This is a genomic window from Ruegeria sp. HKCCD6119 (genome assembly GCF_013110585.1).
Taxonomy (GTDB): domain Bacteria; phylum Pseudomonadota; class Alphaproteobacteria; order Rhodobacterales; family Rhodobacteraceae; genus Ruegeria.
This window is the reverse complement of sequence record NZ_WVQV01000001.1, coordinates 11,590-31,078: the sequence shown is the minus strand read 5'-3', so window position 1 is coordinate 31,078 and position 19,489 is coordinate 11,590. Positions and strand designations below refer to the sequence as shown.

Annotated in this window: 19 protein-coding genes and 1 tRNA gene; 11 read left to right on the top strand and 9 right to left on the bottom strand. The window is 55.6% G+C overall.

The features are described from left to right. Positions 1-59 precede the first annotated feature (59 nt). From GS611_RS00165 to GS611_RS00145, 5 genes are all read right to left on the bottom strand, one after another. Positions 60-338, bottom strand: a complete 279-nt coding sequence (locus tag GS611_RS00165; protein ID WP_171630753.1) for a hypothetical protein — start codon at positions 336-338, stop codon at positions 60-62. A gap of 86 nt (positions 339-424) precedes the next feature. Continuing rightward, positions 425-1,834: an FAD-binding oxidoreductase gene (locus GS611_RS00160; protein WP_171630751.1), complete on the bottom strand. Its 1,410-nt coding sequence runs from the start codon at positions 1,832-1,834 to the stop codon at positions 425-427. A gap of 93 nt (positions 1,835-1,927) precedes the next feature. Further along, positions 1,928-3,715, bottom strand: coding sequence for a gamma-glutamyltransferase (ggt, locus tag GS611_RS00155; protein WP_171630749.1), 1,788 nt, complete (start codon positions 3,713-3,715; stop codon positions 1,928-1,930). 110 nt (positions 3,716-3,825) lie between these two features. Continuing rightward, positions 3,826-4,215, bottom strand: a complete 390-nt coding sequence (locus tag GS611_RS00150; RefSeq protein WP_171630747.1) for a GFA family protein — start codon at positions 4,213-4,215, stop codon at positions 3,826-3,828. Positions 4,216-4,235: 20 nt separating this feature from the next. Next, entirely contained in the window at positions 4,236-5,222 is a 987-nt protein-coding gene (locus tag GS611_RS00145; RefSeq protein ID WP_171630745.1) for a D-glycerate dehydrogenase, read from the bottom strand. Positions 5,223-5,420: 198 nt separating this feature from the next. Between GS611_RS00145 and GS611_RS00140 the strand changes: the two genes are divergently transcribed. From GS611_RS00140 to GS611_RS00130, 3 genes are all read left to right on the top strand, one after another. Next, the gene (locus tag GS611_RS00140; protein ID WP_171205541.1) at positions 5,421-5,882 is read left to right on the top strand and encodes an SH3 domain-containing protein; all 462 of its coding nucleotides are present in this window, start codon (positions 5,421-5,423) and stop codon (positions 5,880-5,882) included. 96 nt (positions 5,883-5,978) lie between these two features. After that, entirely contained in the window at positions 5,979-6,968 is a 990-nt protein-coding gene (locus tag GS611_RS00135; protein WP_171630743.1) for an NADPH:quinone reductase, read from the top strand. Positions 6,969-7,058: 90 nt separating this feature from the next. Beyond that, a tRNA-Gln gene (locus GS611_RS00130) sits at positions 7,059-7,133 on the top strand. Between the two features lie 274 nt (positions 7,134-7,407). Here the strand turns inward: GS611_RS00130 and GS611_RS00125 are convergent. Continuing rightward, positions 7,408-7,866, bottom strand: a complete 459-nt coding sequence (locus GS611_RS00125; protein WP_171630741.1) for a DUF6538 domain-containing protein — start codon at positions 7,864-7,866, stop codon at positions 7,408-7,410. A gap of 275 nt (positions 7,867-8,141) precedes the next feature. After that, on the bottom strand, positions 8,142-8,858 hold the full coding sequence (locus tag GS611_RS00120) for a hypothetical protein (protein ID WP_171633749.1): 717 nt from the start codon (positions 8,856-8,858) through the stop codon (positions 8,142-8,144). A gap of 115 nt (positions 8,859-8,973) precedes the next feature. On the opposite strand from GS611_RS00120, the gene GS611_RS00115 reads away from it, so the two are divergent. Further along, positions 8,974-10,422, top strand: a complete 1,449-nt coding sequence (locus GS611_RS00115) for a DNA cytosine methyltransferase (RefSeq protein ID WP_216598129.1) — start codon at positions 8,974-8,976, stop codon at positions 10,420-10,422. Here the strand turns inward: GS611_RS00115 and GS611_RS00110 are convergent. Beyond that, positions 10,419-11,258, bottom strand: a complete 840-nt coding sequence (locus tag GS611_RS00110) for a hypothetical protein (RefSeq protein WP_171630739.1) — start codon at positions 11,256-11,258, stop codon at positions 10,419-10,421. The two genes, GS611_RS00115 and GS611_RS00110, sit on opposite strands and share 4 nt — an antisense overlap. 279 nt (positions 11,259-11,537) lie before the next feature. Here GS611_RS00110 and GS611_RS00105 point away from each other — a divergent pair, with 279 nt between their 5' ends. From GS611_RS00105 to GS611_RS00075, 7 genes are all read left to right on the top strand, one after another. Further along, a complete protein-coding gene (locus GS611_RS00105; protein ID WP_171630737.1) occupies positions 11,538-12,497 on the top strand; it encodes a hypothetical protein in 960 nt (319 codons plus the stop codon). A 125-nt stretch (positions 12,498-12,622) separates the two neighbouring features. Further along, positions 12,623-12,787 carry an Arm DNA-binding domain-containing protein gene (locus tag GS611_RS00100; protein ID WP_216598128.1) on the top strand — a complete coding sequence of 55 codons (165 nt, stop codon included), beginning with the start codon at positions 12,623-12,625 and terminating at the stop codon, positions 12,785-12,787. A 40-nt stretch (positions 12,788-12,827) separates the two neighbouring features. Further along, entirely contained in the window at positions 12,828-14,399 is a 1,572-nt protein-coding gene (locus tag GS611_RS00095) for a hypothetical protein (RefSeq protein ID WP_171630736.1), read from the top strand. Between the two features lie 164 nt (positions 14,400-14,563). Continuing rightward, positions 14,564-14,896, top strand: a complete 333-nt coding sequence (locus GS611_RS00090) for a YegP family protein (protein WP_171630734.1) — start codon at positions 14,564-14,566, stop codon at positions 14,894-14,896. A gap of 231 nt (positions 14,897-15,127) precedes the next feature. Further along, positions 15,128-15,958, top strand: coding sequence for a hypothetical protein (locus tag GS611_RS00085; protein WP_171630731.1), 831 nt, complete (start codon positions 15,128-15,130; stop codon positions 15,956-15,958). A 2-nt stretch (positions 15,959-15,960) separates the two neighbouring features. After that, positions 15,961-16,731 carry a hypothetical protein gene (locus GS611_RS00080; RefSeq protein WP_171630729.1) on the top strand — a complete coding sequence of 257 codons (771 nt, stop codon included), beginning with the start codon at positions 15,961-15,963 and terminating at the stop codon, positions 16,729-16,731. Positions 16,732-16,933: 202 nt separating this feature from the next. Then, positions 16,934-17,691, top strand: a protein-coding gene (locus tag GS611_RS00075) for an IS5 family transposase (RefSeq protein WP_171630728.1) whose coding sequence is annotated in 2 segments (ribosomal slippage) — positions 16,934-17,258 and positions 17,258-17,691 — 759 coding nt in all. Because the reading frame shifts where the segments join, the coding sequence is not laid out codon by codon here. A gap of 298 nt (positions 17,692-17,989) precedes the next feature. Here GS611_RS00075 and GS611_RS00070 read toward each other — a convergent pair. After that, complete coding sequence (locus GS611_RS00070; protein ID WP_171630726.1) at positions 17,990-19,135, bottom strand: HPP family protein; 1,146 nt, start codon at positions 19,133-19,135, stop codon at positions 17,990-17,992. Positions 19,136-19,489 lie beyond the last annotated feature (354 nt).

Genomic DNA, 19,489 nt, shown 5'->3' with positions numbered 1-19,489 from the left:
TGAAAAAAACGACCCGATGATCGAATGCGGGTCGCAGATCTGACATGAAACCCGTGATCTCAACCGCTGGAGCGACAGCGCTTGCTTGTCCCGATCGTGGTGCAGACAAGTTTCCGAACTTCCTCTGACGGTGTCTTCGCCGCAGGTTCCTCGGGCTGTGAAGGTTGGGCATCAGCTTCAAGCCGACTTTCCGAAATCCCGACACGCGCGGATACCGAGGTAACATAACCTTTGAAGCCCAGCCCGTTTTCGGATGCCTTGGCCTGCTGATAATAGTCCAGCCCAACAACGGCGATCCCGCAGATCGCTGCAAACCCTGCCAGATATTTTGCGCTCATGTCGGCCACCTGTTCCTAACCGAGTCGGTGAGACCAGAACATGTGGACGATTTGAAGGCGCAATGCCGGCCAGAACGCGAAAACCGCTAGGATTGGCCCGCCAAAACCTTGCCGGGATTCATGATGTTCTCGGGGTCCAAAGCAGCCTTGATTGCGGCCATATACTGCGTGGCGGCGCCCAGTTCCTTGATGAGGTATGGCCGCTTGCCCTGACCGATTCCGTGTTCACCTGTACAGGTGCCCTCCATTGAAATTGCCAGGTCGTTCAACCACCCGACAAACTCTTCGGCCTTGGCGACTTCTTCGGCGTTCTGCATGTCGATCAAAAGAAGCGAGTGAAAGTTCCCATCCCCCACATGCCCCACCATTGGCGCGAGCAAGCCAAGATCAGCTGCCTTCTGCTGAGTGCTTGTCACACACTCCGCCAGGCGCGAGATCGGCACGCAGACATCCGTTGAAATACCACGCGCGCCCGGGCGCAGTTGCAGACATGCCCAATACATATCATGGCGCGCCTGCCAAAGCTTGTTCCGTTCTTCGGTGGTCGAGGTCGCAGCAAAATCTGTACCGCCGAATTCCCGGGCGATCTGACCAAAGGTTTCAGCCTGTTCCGCCGCACCGCTTTCAGAGCCATGGAATTCCAGCAGCAGCAATGGCGTTTCCGGCAGGCTCAGCCCGGAATAGGCGTTCGCCGCCTGAACCGACATTTCATCCAGCAACTCTATTCGGGCGACCGGAATGCCATACTGAATGGTCATCATCACCGCGCGGCACGCGGCATCGACCGAAGGAAAGGAACACCTGGCCGAGCTGATCGCTTCGGGGATGCCCTGCAAGCGCAGAGTCAGCTCGGTGATGATACCCAACGTGCCTTCCGCCCCAATCAGAAGGCGTGCCAGATCATACCCGGCCGATGACTTCTTGGCCCTGTGACCGGTACGGATGATCTGGCCGTCCGGCATCACCGCCTCGAGGCTGAGAACGTTGTCCCGCATCGTTCCGTATCGCACCGCATTGGTGCCCGACGCGCGGGTCGCGGCCATACCGCCCAGCGAGGCATTCGCCCCCGGGTCAATCGGAAAGAACAAACCCTGATCCCGCAAATGGGTGTTCAGCGCCTCGCGCGTGACGCCGGGCTGCACGACACAATCCAGATCTTCGGCGTGGACAGCCAGCACCTTGTCCATCTGCATCAGATCGACCGAGATCCCCCCTGCTGGCGCATTCACATGCCCTTCCAGCGACGTTCCCGTGCCAAAGGGAATCACCGGCACCCGGTGCGCGGCACAGGTTTTGACAATTTCCGACACGTCCTGCGTAGTATGCGGGAAAACCACAGCATCCGGGCTCTGGTTTTCGATCCAGGTCGTGGTGTGCCCGTGCTGTTCACGGATCGCGGTACCCGTTTGCAACCTGTCGCCAAAACGTTGTTTCAGAACGCCTATGACGGTTTCAATACCTGTTTCATTCCGAGGCAAAGCGGTCGCCTGCACCATCGTCATCCTCCCCTGTCCCAGCACGTTGCGGGCCGTTCAGTCCATGACTAAAGGGCCCACCAAGTGCCGGCAATCCCCACAAATACCGAGGCCCTATTCGCCCAGCGCAATACCTTCGCGACGGGGGTCGGCACCACCGCTCAGCCCGTCTCCGATTTCGATGGCGTGAAGGCCAGATGTCAGGTCACGCGGGTTTACCTCGAACCCAAACTGGGTCAGCCCGTCGGAAAAGCCTTCGGCAGCGGTCCCGGCCTCGACATCATATGTTCCGAAACGATTGACAAGATGCGGCAGCGACACGGCTTGTTGCACATCCATGCCCCAGTCGGCCCATGCGATGATCGATTTGGCCACATAGCCGATGATCCGACTGCCGCCCGGCGAGCCAATCGCCAGAACCGGCGCGTCATCCTGCATCACGATGGTCGGGCTCATGGACGAACGCGGGCGTTTTCCGGGTTCCAGCCGGTTGGCGATCGGCACACCATCGCTGTGGGTCTTGAACGAAAAATCCGTCAGTTCGTTGTTCAGAAGGAACCCGTTCGTCATCAGACGTGAGCCAAAGCCGTTTTCGATGGTCGTGGTCATCGACAGCACGTTGCCATAGCTGTCTACAATCGAGATATGCGAGGTCGAAGGCAGCTCCAGCGACACATCATCCGCCCAGTTCAGCGCGTGGTCGAACTCCGGCTGACCGGGCCCGACATCTGCCAGCGCGCCTTCGGTGTTCAGCAATTCCGCTCGTTGCGACAGGTAGGCCGGATCAACCAGCCCCTTGGTCGGCATGGGCACGAAATCGCTGTCAGCCATGTACCGGCCCCGGTCCGCAAAGGCGAGGCGCGAAGCGTCCCCGATCAACCGCCAGGCCTCGGCGCTTTCCGGCCCCATAGCCGCCAGATCATAGCCGTTCAGCATCCCCAGAATTTGCCCCACGGTCAGCGCACCCGACGACGGCGGGCCCATGCCGCAGACTTCATAGGCGCGGTATTCCGCGCAAACCGGCTCGCGCTCGATCACCTGATACAGCGCAAGATCCGCACCGGACAGACCACCAGGATTGCCCGGAGCGTTGCGAACCGTGCGCACGATATCCGCGGCAATCTCACCGCCATAGAATCCGGCCGCCCCATCGCGGGCCAGCACACGCAGTGTTTCAGCATAAGCCGGGTTCATCAGGCGCTGCCCCTGTTGCAGCGGTGCGCCCCCCGGCAGAAAATACGCGGCCGTTTCCGGAAAGCGCGACAAACGCTCGGCATCTTTTTCGACCAGGCTGGCCAGACGCGGGGACACCAGGAACCCTTCATCCGCCAACCGGATTCCATCGGCAAACAATCCGGGCCACGAGGAACGCCCCCAGCGGCGATGCGCCTCTTCCAGCAAGGCAGGTGTACCCGGCGTCCCCACGGACAGCCCACCGACAACCGCATCGAAGAATTTCAGCGGCTCACCGTTTTCGTCCTGAAACACGGTCGGTGTGGCCGCCAGCGGCGCCGTTTCTCGCCCGTCCAGAGTTGTCATCTGACCGGTCGCTGCATCGTACCAGACCAGAAACGCACCGCCGCCCAAGCCCGAGGATTGCGGTTCGACCAGGCCCAGCACGACCTGCACCGCAACCATGGCGTCTGCGGCAGACCCACCTGCGCGCAATACTCTGGCACCGGCTTCCACCGCCAGCGGGTTGGCCGCGGCGACCATCCAGTTCTGGGACGTGACCGGAACGCCATCCAGTTTGGCCTCGAGCGCCGCGATGACCTCGTCGGTCATGGCCTGTACCTGCCCTTCCGTGGCCGTTTCGGGCGCAACGGCATCGGCCGCTTCCTGAGCGACCCCCGGAGCTGCAAAACAAAATGCAGAAAACAGTAGAACTGAAACACGTCTCATCTGATCAAATCCTCCGATACATCCGTGATTATCAAAACTGCGCGCCGAACACGCTCTGAACAAGTCCAACCTGCACGCCATCAGCAAATGGCCGGCGTCCGCAGCACGCGTTAAGCCTTTGCGTCGCCCACCAATCGATCCTGATCATAGCGGGTCATACCGCGGAACTCGGGCAACCAAGCTTCACGCCGGATGACCCAGCTTTCATATGTTGGCGCCAACTGATCTGGCGCATCAAGGCATCCAAGATGCACCTCCACTTCGGTTCCGCTGCGCGCAAAGACCGGAGAGCCGCAGCCGGGGCAAAAATACCTGTTAGCATAACCACGCGCTTCGCCGGAAACCTCTATTCTGTCGTCCGGGAAAACGGCCGCCGCATAGAAAACCGCGCCATGATGCTTGCGGCAGTCCAAACAGTGACAGATTCCGACCCGCAGAGGACGACCCGAAGCCCTGATGCGCAGATTTCCACAACGGCACCCTCCTTCATAGACGTCCATTCCTGCTCCTTTCCAGAGCGCTAGAGCATTGCTGGCACAACCTGATCCGGCGGGCGGTGGCCATCTTCGAAGGTCTTGATGTTGATGATGACCTTCTCGCCCATCTCCACCCGGCCCTCGAGCGTGGCTGATCCCATATGAGGCAACAGAACCACATTGGGCAGCTGCCGCAGGCGCGGGTTCACGTCAGTGCCCTGTTCGTAGACATCCAGCCCCGCCCCCGCAATTTCACCTGCGCGGATCATCCGGGTCAGGGCGTTTTCGTCCACAACTTCACCACGTGACGTGTTCACGATCACTGCCGAGGGTTTCATCAGTTTCAGACGACGTGCGTTCATAAGATGGAAGGTCGACGGCGTTGAGGGGCAATTGACCGAGATCACATCCATCCGCGCGACCATCTGATCGAGGCTTTCCCAATAGGTTGCCTCCAGCTCCTGCTCGGTCTCGGTGCGCAACCTGCGGCGGTTGTGATAATGGACCTGCATTCCAAACGCTTTCGCACGCCGCGCCACCGCTTGCCCGATCCGGCCCATGCCCAGAATGCCCAGACGACGACCACCGATACGGCCTCCCAGAAACGCGGTGGGCGCCCAGCCGGACCAATCTCCCTGCTGCATCACGCTCAGACCTTCGGGAATGCGTCGGGTAACGGCCAGAATCAGGGCCATGGTCATGTCGGCGGTGTCATCGGTCAGAACCCCCGGCGTGTTCGACACCAGAATCCCACGCTGGCGCGCTGTGGACACGTCAATATTGTCGACACCGGCACCGTAATTGGCGATGAGCTTCAGCCTTTCGCCCGCCTGCCCCAGCAGACCGCCATCAATCGCATCAGTCACCGTAGGCACCAGGACATCGGCGTCCTGCACTGCGGCCACCAGTTCTTCGCGCGTCATCGGAGTGTCATCGTCGCGCAAGCGCACATCAAACAACTCGCTCAAACGTGTTTCGACCGCTTCGGGCAACCGTCGCGTAACGACAACACTCAAACGTTCTCTTGGCACCTCGGCCCTCCCACTGCTTTGCAAACGGACGCGCGCCATGGCATCGTGGCGCAGGATAAGGCGGGGCACAAGAACCCCTTTGGCATTGAGTCGACCTTTTTTCAGAACCGGATCAACAGGCATAAGAGCAGGCAGTCAGTGAGTGGTATTCGACCGGTAAATCGCCGCTGTCTGGCGGCACTATCCGTATTTCTGATCATGTTCGGCGCATGGGCTGCTCATGCCGACGTGAAACGAGGATCCGTCACCAACCTCCCCCTGCCCCGTTATGTCTCGATGAAAGCAGCAGAAGGCAACGTGCGACGCGGACCTTCTTTGACACATCGAATCGACTGGGTGTTCAAACGGCGCGGAATGCCGCTTCAAGTCACTGCCGAATACGGCAACTGGCGACGGGTTCAGGACCGCGACGGCGCCGGAGGCTGGGTTCACTACGCCCTGTTGTCGGGTGTTCGGACAGTACTGATTGAATCCGAAATGCTGCCTGTCTATGCCCGACCCGATCCGACCTCCCCCGTGAATGCGCATTTCGAATCCGGGGTCGTGGCCCGACTGGGAACCTGTTCGCTGGACTGGTGCCGGATCACCGCCGGCGGGTATCGGGGTTGGACCTTGAAGTCGAACCTTTGGGGGGTCGACCCGTCCGAGATTCGCGAATAACCACAGGGCCGACCTTCCCCCGCGTTGCGGACACGCGACAAGGTGTTTGAGTTTCCTGCCGATATGCTGTGAAACTCGACCAAAACGGAGGCGATCATGCGCGCAGTTACATATTCCAACTTCGGAGACCCGGCCGATGTCCTGCGGATACAGGACCTCCCTCCGGTCCCGCCGGGTCCGGGCGAGGTCACGGTAGAGCTGTCCTTTTCCGGAGTGAACCCTTCCGACGTCAAAGCCCGCGCCGGGACCAGACCGGGCGTGACAGAGCCTCCGTTCCCCCTGATCATCCCGCACAGTGACGGCGCTGGTGTGATTTCGGCCGTTGGCGACGGAGTATCCGCATCTCGGATCGGGCAGCGCGTGTGGATCTGGAACGGGCAATGGCAACGCCCTTTCGGCACCGCCGCCAGCCACATCACCCTTCCCGATGCCCAGGCCGTGGCTATGCCGGATGCGGTGTCGATGCAGACCGGCGCGATTCTGGGCATTCCCGGTCTTACCGCCTGCCACGCGGTGTTTTCAGGCGGCTGTCCCGATGGGCAAACGATCTTGATACACGGTGGCGCGGGCACCGTCGGCTTTCTGGCCGTTCAGCTTGCCAAATGGGCAGGCGCGCGCGTGATCGCTACCGCCAGCCCTCGCAACTTTGACCGGGTCCGGGAAGCCGGCGCAGATATCGTGATTGATTACGCCAGCAAGGATCTTTCCTCCGAAATTCTCGATGCAAATGAAGGAAAGACAATCGGCCGAATTATCGACGTCGAATTCGGCCGGAATATTCAAACAAACGCCGCGGTCATTGCCGAGAACGGTCGCATCAACGCCTATGGCTCTGCCCAAGACATGGCCCCCGTGTTTCCATTCGGACCGATGATGTTCAAAGCCATGACGCTTGAGACCATTTTGATTTACCTTCTTCCGCTGGATCTTCGTACCAATGCCGTGAAAACCCTTCACAAGGCATTGACGGATGGCGCTTTGACCTGCCCTGTTCAAAAGGTCTTTGCACTGGAAGAATGCGCATCTGCGCATGCAATGGTGCAGGATGGAAACCGGACCGGAGCCGTGTTGATCGACACCCAATGACTGCCCTGAAAAAAATCGGTTCAACCTGAGTTTTTTTGACAAAACGCTCTTGATCCCCGCCAACAACAATCGTAGATAGCCGCTCACTGTTGGGGTGTAGCCAAGTGGTAAGGCAGCGGTTTTTGGTACCGTGTATCGTAGGTTCGAATCCTACCACCCCAGCCATGATTTTCTCTAGAATCACGCACTGAGAATTTGGCCGCCTATTAGCGCGTGTTTTCAGCAGGTTATCATCCGGCTACTCCAGCTGAGACCCGAGTTTATGCGCAACAATGGTCGATTTCGGGCCGCAGTCTCAGTTCGCCATTCCGGCGGTACGAGTTTGGTGACCTTGGGAGAGTCTGTAGATCTGAGTTCAGCAAACTGCTTGTGCTCACCTGACCAGATCGCCGGGAAGCCCGACCTGATCAGGTAATCCGCGGTCAGACCGTCAGGTTGTTCACCCGTTCACGTCGGCTTTGATATAGACTTCAAGGTGTTTGTCGCCACAGGCATCAATCACGTAGCCGCACGTTCTCTCGGCACCCCGGTGAAACGTCACGGGGCGTCCTTGACCTTTCTGTGTAAGATAAATCTCGACTACCTCTGACAACAGCACAGAAGCAGCAGAAGTCTCGTTTAGAACAACTGGCGCTACGGCGGAGTTGGCTGCGCCAAGACGCAACATGTACTTTCCACGCAGTTGCGCATCCTTCGACTTCAGATGAAACCGATACTCATCCAGTTGATCAGCTGCTCTTCTTGCTATCGTCGCCGCTACGTTTGCCGAGTGAGTACGCAAAGAAAATGCGATCCGAGAAGACGAGTAGTAGCGGCAAAGCTCCTTGGGGATGCGGCGACTGAAGTAAAAAACACCCTCTTTCACGAAGGTGTACTTGGGTGAAATGGTCTCTGCCATGGCCTACGGCTCCAACCTGCTGTTAAAAGCCGGAGTGAAACCAAGGGCTTACCTGAGGAAGTGGTGCCCGGGGGCGGAATCGAACCACCGACACGAGGATTTTCAATTTTCCTAGGTTTCCATTCAAGCCTTAGCAAGCAGGTTCAGGCTGTCGCAAAAACCCTTTTTGTTGAATGGCGTGTGTTTTCCAACGCCAATCAAAGCCTCTCAAGGAATTTCATCCTAGCCCGGTGCTTTCTGCACCCATTGTGCACCCAAGAGCATCTATTGGCCTACTATTCCGTCTGCGAGGTGTTGGTTCGTGACCTCTTGCCCCGAGCAAAAGCACACCTGTTTCTTAAGATGCAATCTCTGCATCTCGGGTTGTTTTTGCGACAAACTGATGAGGCGAAGTCCAGCGTTGCCCAGTTGGTTTCAATCGGATGGTCTCGAACCAGCCAGTGCGCGGCAGATTGAAGCCAAGGGTCGTGACGGATGTCAGCCAGCTTTCTGGGCCGTAAAACGCGCTCTATAATCCTCGCCATGTTGACGTCGACTAGTGGCCGCGCTTGGTCATGTTGAAAGAGCAATATTGCGTTGCCCGCGTACTGACCCACGGCAGGCACGTCTTTCAATTCCACCGTGGTTGACGGGAATTGGCCACCCATGCTTGAGGCGTAACTCGCAAGCGCCTTGAGGGATACAGCCCTTCGCCTCCAAAGGCCCAGTGGCTTCAAGAATTGCCCCAGCTCATCCTCTGGGCACTCAGCGATGCTTTCCCATGTTGGGAACCGAAAAAAGAACTCCTCGTAGATTGCAGAGACGGTTTCGCGGCGTGTTCGCTGCAAGAGCACCTCAACGCAAATGCGCTCGTAGTCAGAGGCTGATGGGCAGCGCCATGGAAACCTCGCGCCGTTGATAGAGTACCACTCCAACAAGGTTTGCCTCAGCAGGGTCAACTTTCGCTTCTCGCCGCTAGAGACCACAGGCGGTGGTTTGCAACCTTGGTCCATTCGGATGTTCTTTTTTTGTTTCATTTTCCGGTTGCCACGGAGCTTAACCCTAAATTAGGTATAACACGTCAAGTTCAGGCAGGTTTAGTCGTTCACAAACTGTCATGAACTAGATATGCTACATCAACACCCGAAACAGCTACATTTTCTGGATATGCTTGAAGCCGTGAACAAAATTGCCGATATCGTCCCTCTTTCCGATGAAAAAACCGGCTCTAACCGTCGCCCCATGTACATGGTGGACATGTTCGCAGGCTGTGGTGGCTTGTCTATGGGCATGGAGAACGCGGACTTCGTTCCTGTCTTCGTGAACGAACTGAACCCTGACGCGATGGCGACTTATCTCAAGAACCGTCATCATTCCTTGGGAGGGTTGCATTTCTCGGCGAACGAGGACCTCCGATGCAATGATGCCAACGACTTGCGTGGTCCGAGGCTTGAGCAACTGGTGTCAGATCTCAGGAACATTCCCGAGCTGGGACTGCAATTTGATTTGGGAGCGAGCGCGGAGTCGGGCGCTGGTTCCAATCTTGATATTCTCGCGGGTGGTCCACCTTGCCAAGGCTATTCCGGCATCGGGATCAGACGCTCCTACGACGTGGACAAGGCCGACTTGCCGTCCAACCACCTGTTCGTTCGCATGGCACACGTCATTCGCAAGCTTCGGCCCCGAATCTTCCTTTTCGAGAACGTGCAGGGCCTACTGAACGCGAAATGGACGCGTGGTGGCACCGACAAGATTTTCCCGGATGTCTTGGCCGAGTTCCGCTCGATCCCCGGCTACACGGTTCGATATTCGCTGGTGAAGGCCAAAGATTACGGGGTGCCGCAGAACCGTCCACGTGTTCTGCTAGTTGGCATTCGTGATGACATCTTGGACTCTTGTGAATGGCTAGTGCCTCAGGCCCACAAGGAAGATGCCGTAAAGTGTGGCTTCCTTCCCCAACCTACGGGAGGCTTTCCGGACCTTATCGACTTATTGGGTGACCTGATCGACGATAGCGTTGCCGATACCTTGCGCAGTGGTGATTTCGCAAAGGGGCCGTTCATTACGGACAGGTATTCTTCGAAGCCTAAGAACGAATTGCAGAGACGGCTTCGTACGGCCCCCCACTGGTTCCACAGCAAGACCGTGCCGTTGACCGAACAAGAATACAGTAAGCACAAGCCGAACATCGTCGCCAAGTTCCAGCACATGCTGGACAATAACGGTGAGATCCCTGACCAGTTCAAAACCAAGAAATTTTCGCAGCGCGTTCTTCGTGCACGTTGGGGCAACACCGAACCCAACATCACGGCGACGTCGCTTGCAGATGACTACGTGCATTTCAGTCAGCCGCGCGCCCTGACGGTTCGCGAATGGGCACGTCTTCAGTTGTTCCCTGACTGGTACCAATTCGCAGGCAAACGAACCACGGGTGGCCTACGACGGGCAGGTAATCCGCGTGAAGGCTTGTTCGACCGAGAGGTCCCTAAATACACACAGATTGGCAATGCTGTTCCCGTGGGACTTGCCGAAGCCGTGGGTGAGCATTTCCGCAAGATTATCGACGCATCGGTTTAGTTTCCAAACAGCCCCGTTTTAGCGTTGATCGAGTTCTGTATGCTGGCTCGCACATTCAAGCTAAACGTGCTCGCGAAGTTACTGTCAAAAATCTCTGACAGCGAAAGCGCGACGCCAGACTTGGTGGGCAAGCCCCAATAGTTTCCCCCTGTCAGGTTGCAAACGCGCTTCACGGCCATCTGGGTGCTCTTGCTCGGCATGCGCCCCTCTTTCTGTGAAGGGACCGTCACGAACGAATAAGTGAACCTCCGAAGGTTCTTAACGCTGTATCCATTTTTGCCAATGTGGATGCCCGTACCCGGCCCGAAGCTGGCCCGGTACACCATGTCCCACAACATCGGCACTTGGGCGTTGTCGTTCCAGTTCGTCTTGCACTGGATAATCCCTAGCTCGATGTCGCCAATGCGCTTGGCAACCTCGGCATCCAAATTCTTCATGAAACCCTTGTCAGGCTCCGGGAAATCGAAATCCTCGGGGTACACGACGACACAAACATCCGACTCTGTATTCGTCTGATGGTTCCCGTATCGGATGGTTGTCGCGTCAAGCAAGGTTCGAGGCACCACGGCCTGCGACTGTCGCATCGCAACTGCGTTCGTCCCAGAAAAGACCAAGTTGAGGTACCACGTGACAAGGCTTTCCCAGCCCGCACCACCACCTGACAAAGATCCTTGGTCACGGCCGCCAGTGTTGGTCGCAAAAAACACTTCGCGGAGGTGATCTCCAACCTGATGGACCTTGGTTGCGTCGGATAGGTTGTCAGTAAGGCCGGATACGACCTCGCGCCAGATCGGCCAGCAATCCTGCCAAGTCTTGATCGACGCTACCGCGTCCATCGCCAATTTCCTGTGGTATTCTGCAGTCATTTCAGTTCGCCCAAATTGCTTGCCTCAATTGGTACACGTGCGAACAGAAGGCTCCAAGATGAAAACACAATGTTTAGGAGATGCTTATCGCACTTCAGGTTGCTAAAGCTGCTCTCGCTGCCAGCCCTATAAGCGAGAGCTTCACCACAGAAATTTTCTCTTCAAACGGCAGCTTGCAGGGTTCACCCACGTTATGCGGGTGCTATGCTCGAGCTGAATCTGAGTTAAATTGGAAATTTGGAAATATCTATGGGTGACAATGCTCGTTACGTTTTTCGTGCTTCAAGAGATGCACATAAGTCGATCACGCGCTTGTTCGATTTCGTTCATCCTACGGCCATATCCCTATGGAATCTGCGCTGGCAGGTTCAGGGCTACCTGAAAAACGTTTCTGATGCAGACGCAAGAACCCTTGAAGCGCGGTTCGCGAGCGGTTCCGGAATTGGCGCTGGTTCTTTGAAGCGCGCAACCGTCGAAACCACCTGGGACGAGCAATTAGAAAACTTCGCGTCGTTCATCCTCACGAATACAATAGCAATTTTTGAAGACTACTTTTCGGCAATTTGCGATGTCTCTAGCCTAACAAACGCCCAGAAGAGACAGGTTGAAAAACAGCTCCAATTTCCAAGTGGGGCAAACAATGGAGGGTTCTCGGCTGCTTTGACAACTTTGGGCACCTCTAGCTTGGTTTCAGGTGCGGTCACGTGGGACAAAAGGACCACCCGGAGGATTGACGAAACAAATGTTGAGCCCTTGCTCGTGTGCTATCGCTATTTCAAGGAACTGCGTAACTCCCTCGCTCACAACGGAGGACGTGCCGGACAAAGGCAACTAGACGCACAGTCTGAATTTGCGCAAACGATATCGGGAGGGAAAATCGGATCAGTTAAGGCCCCAGATTACAATCCATTCAATGCGGTAGACGAGGAGATTCGGCCAGAATATCGTGGGGTAATTGGCTTTTCTGAAGTTATTCTGCACTTGATTGCGACATATGACAGCGTCTTGTCGAAAACACCGATTGTTGAAAACGAACTTCGCGCCGCGCTTGTTCCAGACAAATTGACTTGGCCAACGAGCCAGATCGGGAAAACTCGTCGTTTTAATAAGGTTTTTGACCGGAATAAATTTCCCAAGTTCACACCAACGCCCGAACTCGTAGCTTTCTTGAAGACGGAAGGGCTGATCCCTCTATCCGTGACTATTTAGTTCAGCAAGAAATTGGCGAAGCCATCGGTAGTTCGGCGCAGTTCGGACGAGCCTGCACCGAGATTTCGCATTTGGCCCCAAACCGTACCCTGACACGCGGATTCTGGGTGTCTTACGATATCTGTATGAAACAGATGCTTACAACCAAATCACTCGATGCGATGCACCCGGCGACTACCAAACGGTTCGAGGTGCGCGACCAGAAAGTAAACGGCCTGCATGTGCGTGTGTCGACCTCAGGTGCAAAGGTGTTCTACACGATGGTGCGCCCGAACGGTTCGCGAAGCTGACCAACCGGCAGTTCACCTTCGACCTCATGCAGATCGCAGAATGATCGTTGGAACGCACAGCAAGCAGTTGTTGTGCGTTCATCTCTTTGCCCATCCAACATCAGGTTCACAGGACACCATGAAGACGTTAACCCTTTCCACCCTCCTTGCCTTATCGGTCGTGACCTATGCTGGTATCACACCCAGCTTCGCCCAAGCACAAACCGTCAACCAATCCCAATCGCAACTTGAGACCGCATTTAAGCAATTGCCCGAGCGTGACCGGATCGCGATCCAGTCACAGCTTTCCGACTTTGACCTCTATGCCAGCACCTTGGATGGACTGTGGGGGCGGAACACTGAAAACGCCCTGCGCCAAGCTGCTTCGATGATGGAACAGAACATGGGAACAGATTTGGCATTGCATTCCTCACAGCGAGCCAGAGAAATCCTGAACCAATTCCTTGATGGATCAGTCAGTGCCTTCATGTGGGGTGAAGGTGGTGAATGTGATGGGTGTGAGGAACCTGACCTTCAACCGGCAATGGCCTCAACCACGGACGCAGGGAACGCAGAGAACTTACAGCGGGCAATCTTTTTAGCCTGCATGAAGAATGCCGGTCTCCTGAACCACTACATGTCAACCGATCCAGTCGGCAGCAATGCCTTCAACACAAAGGTCAGCACATCTGTGAACTGGGCGGAGATCGGGTTGTCTGTGAAACGGCTGGGAGTACGCCACGTTAACAATCGATGGCAGACTGTGGATGAAGCGACCCTGAGGGAAGCCTGCAAAGAACAGGAGCAATGGGCTGATCTGTTTAGCTCGGAAATCCAATATCTGGGCAAGCACATCCCGCTACGTGATCTTGCTTATCGTGATACTGCGACAGGCCAACTGTCAGATGATCTGGCCATATTCCAAAAACACTCGGTGGCCGTGTACCCTGTAACGGCGAAAGAAGCCGAACGGCTGAACAGCAACCCGAATGACTACGACATCATGGCAACCTCGTTTCATCTGATCGAGAGAACTGCCTGCCGGGGCAATAGGAAGGCGACCAATGCGAGTGAAACACGGAGCGCATCAGGATCGAAGGTCCGTGTCGTCGGGGCCAACAGATCGACAACCCCAATCACAGCCTGCGAAGAAGTCAGTGGCGTATTCGTTGGCGGCCAGCATTTTGACCTGTCCGAACAGAGCAGGTGCTTTGTGAAATTCCACATCGCCCCGAACACAACAAACGTACATGAAGATGCGATTGGCGATGAAGCCCTGCGTGGGTTTAGCGACATGGGTGGCTACGCCATGCACACACGACCGTTCGGCTTGCACCTTCTGGACGTACTGTCACTCAGTGATTTTCAGAACTGGCAACATCGAGGCACTTGGTTCCTTGAGGGCAAAGGCGACCTTCGGGATATTGCCAAGGTTCTCGGATCTGCAACGGATGCGTTTGAAGGTACGATTGAATGGGAGAAAGCTCAGCAACAGCTTGACGTCACGGCCTATACCTTCGTCACTCAGCCTGCTTTGGGTCGTGACCAAAGCGCCATCGCTAAACATCCGTTATGTCAAACCGCTCTCAAGGAAACCCGGAACAAGATTGCCAGCCAACGTCTCAGCCAATGACAGGCCGCACATCATGCGTCGATTGAATGACGCAAGGTGAGTCACCTGTCTTAGGGTGGCTCATTTCTTTCTTTGCACTCGGTCGCAAAATTAGTCTTGTGGCCACATGGTAAACGTAGCAACGTCATGCTGATTTTTGGTTCAACAATAATGAGGTAGATCACATGGCTGGGAAATTTGAGCTCTACGAGGACAAGGCTGGCGAATATCGGTTTCGGCTGAAGGCAGGGAATGGCGAAATCATCTTGGCCAGTGAAGGCTATGTTCAAAAGGCCAGCGCCGAAAACGGTGTCGCATCGGTAAAAACGAATGCTCCGAATGACGACAGGTACGAGCGCAAGGAAACCAAGTCCGGCGGCTACATGTTCAACCTGAAAGCCAGCAACGGGCAGGTGATCAGCACCAGCGAAAGCTACACCAGCGCATCTGGAAGGGACAACGGCATAGAATCCGTCAAGCGGAATGCCCCCGATGCACGGGTTGAAGACTTGACCTGACGAGACTTGATCATAGGTCTCGAGCGCTACTCAAATCTGAATGACAAAGCAATGGCTGAGTTTTCTCAGCCACTTTTTGTCCAGTGGGTTTTAACGGCTACGCATCAAAACAACTATTGAGCTATGGCACAGTGAGACAATTGCGAAAACAAGTCCAATCGCCTTATGCTAAGCATCCAATGCCCTTAAGCTGCGCTTACATTTTGCGTAAATAATATTGAGAATCAGAACGTGAGCAGCCTTACAGACATCGAGAAACGGTATTTAGAACGCTTACTTGAGATGGGAAGTGGGTATGTCTTGGACTATTCCGACGTGACCTTTGGAGCGTTTTTTAACAAGTTCCGTATCGATATCCATGGGCAAAAGTACCAAACCTACGGCACCTCGAAGGCAAAGAAGATGCGGGCTTTTTGGGAGCAAGAGCCGGACCCAATCGTCGGAAAGGTTCTGTCGGAGATGTTGGACTCGTATATCGCGACCTGCGAGCTTGGCGGAACCGAAATCGACAAGCCCGTCCTCGAGAAATGCCGCACCGTTGTTGATCGTCTCCTAGGAAAGAAAGCGAAATCGACAAGTGCGCCTACCGAGAGCAGCTTTCTCGACACTGAGTTCACCATTCCGAACATTGGGAAGCTGCCTGTCGATGCGCTTGTCGTACCTGTCATCGAGACGCGTCTTACGGAGGCCCGAGTTGCCTTGAAGGCCGGTGCAAACCTGTCAGTGATCTTCCTCTGCGGGAGCGTCTTGGAAGCCGTGTTGTTAGGCGCAGCGCAGAAGCACCCTGCGAAATTCAACAATTCGAAGGCCAGTCCAACAAATAGCGCTGGCAGCGTGAAGAAGTTCTATGAATGGAGCCTTGCGCAGTTTATCGATGTTGCGTGTGAGATCGGCTTGCTCAAACCCGATGTGAAAAAATTCGGGCACGGCCTTCGCGACTTTCGCAATTTCATACACCCGTATCAGCAACTCGCGACTGGCTTCACACCAGATCAACACACCGCCAAAGTCTGCTTTCAGGTCTTGAAAGCGGCCTTGGCAGACGTAGCAGGAGAGCGCTGACGATGGATAGCTCTTATACTGCCTTTCACTTCTGGTCTGGGCATCGACGGCATTTGATCGACGAGCACAACTTTTTCGTCTCGCAGGCCCGCGAACGATTGTTTGCGCAATTCGATGACGAGGAAATGAAGAAAGCGGCCGATGCGCACGCAGATGCAACATGGGATGCGATGGGCCAGCATTTTGACCCTGATCGACATGATCCCGGAGACTTCGCAGAACAGGCGTACGAAGCGGGTACGAACTTATACTTGAGCCTTTGTGGCATGCGGGACCAGGTTCTTTTTGCGATGTTGGTTTCGATCTTCCACCGATGGGAAAAAGAACTTCGTGACTGGCTCGTCAGAGAAATGCAGCACTGGATGTCCGATGAGACAGCATTTCGCCGCGTCTGGTCTTCCAGCTTTGTTGAGGTTCTGAACCTGTTGAAAGACCTCGGTTTGGACGTTCGCGCGAAGCCTTATTACAAGGCACTTGATGCCTGTCGTTTAGTGGTCAACGTTCACAAACACGGAGACGGCAAGTCACTTGATGACTTAAAGAGGCAGTACCCAGAGTTGATCGTGTCTGAAGAAGAAATCGGGGAAGATCGGGAGTTAGCCCTCTCGTGGAAAGATCACACCAACCTGCTCATTTCCGTAGAACAATTCGAGATCGTCTCACACGCCATCGTTCAATTCTGGAATGATGTGCCGGAGGTAATCACATTGGGTGAAATAAAAAAGTTGCCAAAATGGCTGCTTGATGCAGCACCGAGCATTAGCGTCAAGTAAGAGGCATGTGGGCGTACTAGTGCGCAAATCATGATTTGTGTACCACATGTGAGAACTCTGAAAAATCAGAATGTGGGTATGGTGCAGGTCAATTGCTGCCCTGCGCCATTTTATTTTAGCGGCCCTATTGCGACCCTAGGGTCAGGATGCATTGATTTTCGCTGCGCTGCGTGATTCACGGCTCCCAAAACGGAGCGGTGACATGAGAGACCTTTATTGGCTAACCGACGAGCAGATGGCGAAGCTCGCCCCCTTCTTCCCGAAGTCGCACGGCAAGCCTCGGGTTGATGACAAACGGGTGTTGAGCGGGATTATATTCATCAATCGCAATGGGTTGCGCTGGAGAGACGCCCCGGAAGCCTACGGGCCTCACAAGACGCTTTACAGCCGGTGGAAGCGTTGGAGCGAGAAAGGCATCTTCGCGCGGATGCTGGCCGGTCTCGCCGCCGAGCACAGCGAAAAGAAGACGGTCATGATTGACGCGACCTATCTAAAGGCACACCGCACCGCGACCAGTATGGCCGCGAAAAAGGGGGGCGTGGCCGCCTGATCGGCAGAACCAAGGGCGGCATGAATACCAAATTGCACGCCATCTGTGACAGCAAAGGGCGGCCTTTGAACCTCTTTGTCACCGCTGGCCAGGTTAGTGATTACATCGGTGCTCGGGGTCTGCTCAGCAGCATTCCAAACGTGGACTGGCTACTCGGTGATCGTGGCTATGACGCCGATTGGTTCCGAGAGGCGTTGAAAGACAAAGGGATACGCGCCTGCATCCCCGGTCGAAAGCAACGCAAGACGCCGGTAAAATACGACAAGCGCAGATACAAGCGACGAAACCGCATCGAGATCATGTTTGGCAGGCTCAAGGATTGGAGGCGCGTGGCAACGCGCTACGACCGTTGTCCCAAGGTCTTCATATCAGCCATCGCACTCGCGGCTATAGTCATTTACTGGTTATGAATCCTGACCCTAAACATTACGGTGGACCAGTTTAGTTGGGGAGGCTCAGTACTTACTGCCCCCAAATCCTGGGACCGCAGCGCTTGTCCAAACAGCAGATCGCGTTCGCGCGCAGATGGCCATGATTGTTTGAACCGAAAACTCGAAATACTGGAGTAGGGCGCAGATATTAGGGTCAGGGCTGGGTTTTCCGCCCCGGCTTCTCAGGCATTGTCCTTCCGTCAATCGGGTCTTACTCGAAGCAATCTGAACATCAGATCTATGCGCGAAGAACTTGACGTCGCCGATTGCCTGCGGATTAACCGCTGCGAACAGCGGCTCGTGCCAATGCGGCGATCAGGTCGGTCCGCGTGACAATCCCTACGATGCGATCGTATTCGAGGACAGGGACGGCGTCGACATCCTCAACCGCCATCATCGGAAGCAGCACCCCGAGGGGTGAATTTGTCGTCACGCGCGGGCCTGCCACCTCCATGATGTCACCCGCTGTCACAGGCATCTCCCTTTTGCGATCCAATAAATGATTGAGTGTCGAAAAATATCCGCGCTTCAACCTGATTGCGTCTTCACGGGCTTGTCTGATCAGATGCATCTGAAAAATGACGCCCAAAAACTTTTCGTCGTTTCCGACGACAGGAAGAGAGATGAACCTGTGCCTTTTGAACAGCTCGGCAACCTCCCCGAGCGCCGTTTCGGGACCCACTGTGATCAGACTGGAGGACATGACATCTTTTGCCGTCAAAGGGGCGGTCACGTGTGTTGCCGCCTGCAGTTCCGCCGCGCTGATCAGGCGTGCCAGATCCTCGACCCCCAGATTGAAGGAGTGTCGGTAGCGCTCCAGAATACCTGCAAGTTCTTCTTCGGACAGGCCAAGGCGCTCTGAGGGGTTCTTGGCTTCCGATTGATTATTGCTCGGATCGTCGAATTGCCGGAATGGATAGCGACGTCCGGTGATCCGGGCATAGACTGTCGCAAGGATGACAAGGACACAGGTTCCGACCGCAATCGGTGCAAGCGCAAACCAGAACCCCAATTGCGCGATGGCCTCGGGATTCAATGCGGCCGTCATGGCGACGGCTCCTGCCGGCGGATGAAGCGCCCGGCACAGGATTGTTGCGGTAATGGCAAGCCCAACTGCAAGCGCAACGCGTAGCGCCGGGTCTGCGATTGTCATGCAAACAGCCACGCCGACAAGGGCCGCCACCGTATTGCCGACAACGGCGGACCAAGGCTGCGCGAGCGGGCTATTTGGGACAGCAAAGAGCAAGACAGAGGTCGCTCCGAAGGGTGCTACAAGATAAAGACCCAAATCCAGATCGGAACCCGGAGTCAGAAGGAACAGTCCCGTCAGCCCAAGACCGACAAGAGCACCCAGACCCGCACGAGCCGCTTCAATCGGTGAAACGCGGGAAACGGCCGGCCCGAGAGATCTGAGAATATACACGGCGCAGGCCCCATCCTTCTTCTTCTGCGCACAGTTTCAGCAGAATGAAAAAAGTTCAACCGCAGGGTTGCAGAGAGAGAATGTCGACCAACGACTTTGCCACTTTATTGGATGGGCGACATGGGAATTGGAAGCTGCTTGAAAGTGGGTAAATTTTTCAACACATCAGGCTGCTCTTTTGCACATCAAGGCTAAAGCAGATGGCCTGGCCCTTGGCGACCAAAGCTCCAGTCGTTTTCTACCCAGCATTTCCAACGATATGCCACGCACGGCGCAAGACACAGGACGGATGTTAAAAGTGCATTTGCCGAAGCTGGTCTCCCTCTCAGATACAAGCTTGAAGCATGTTTGTCG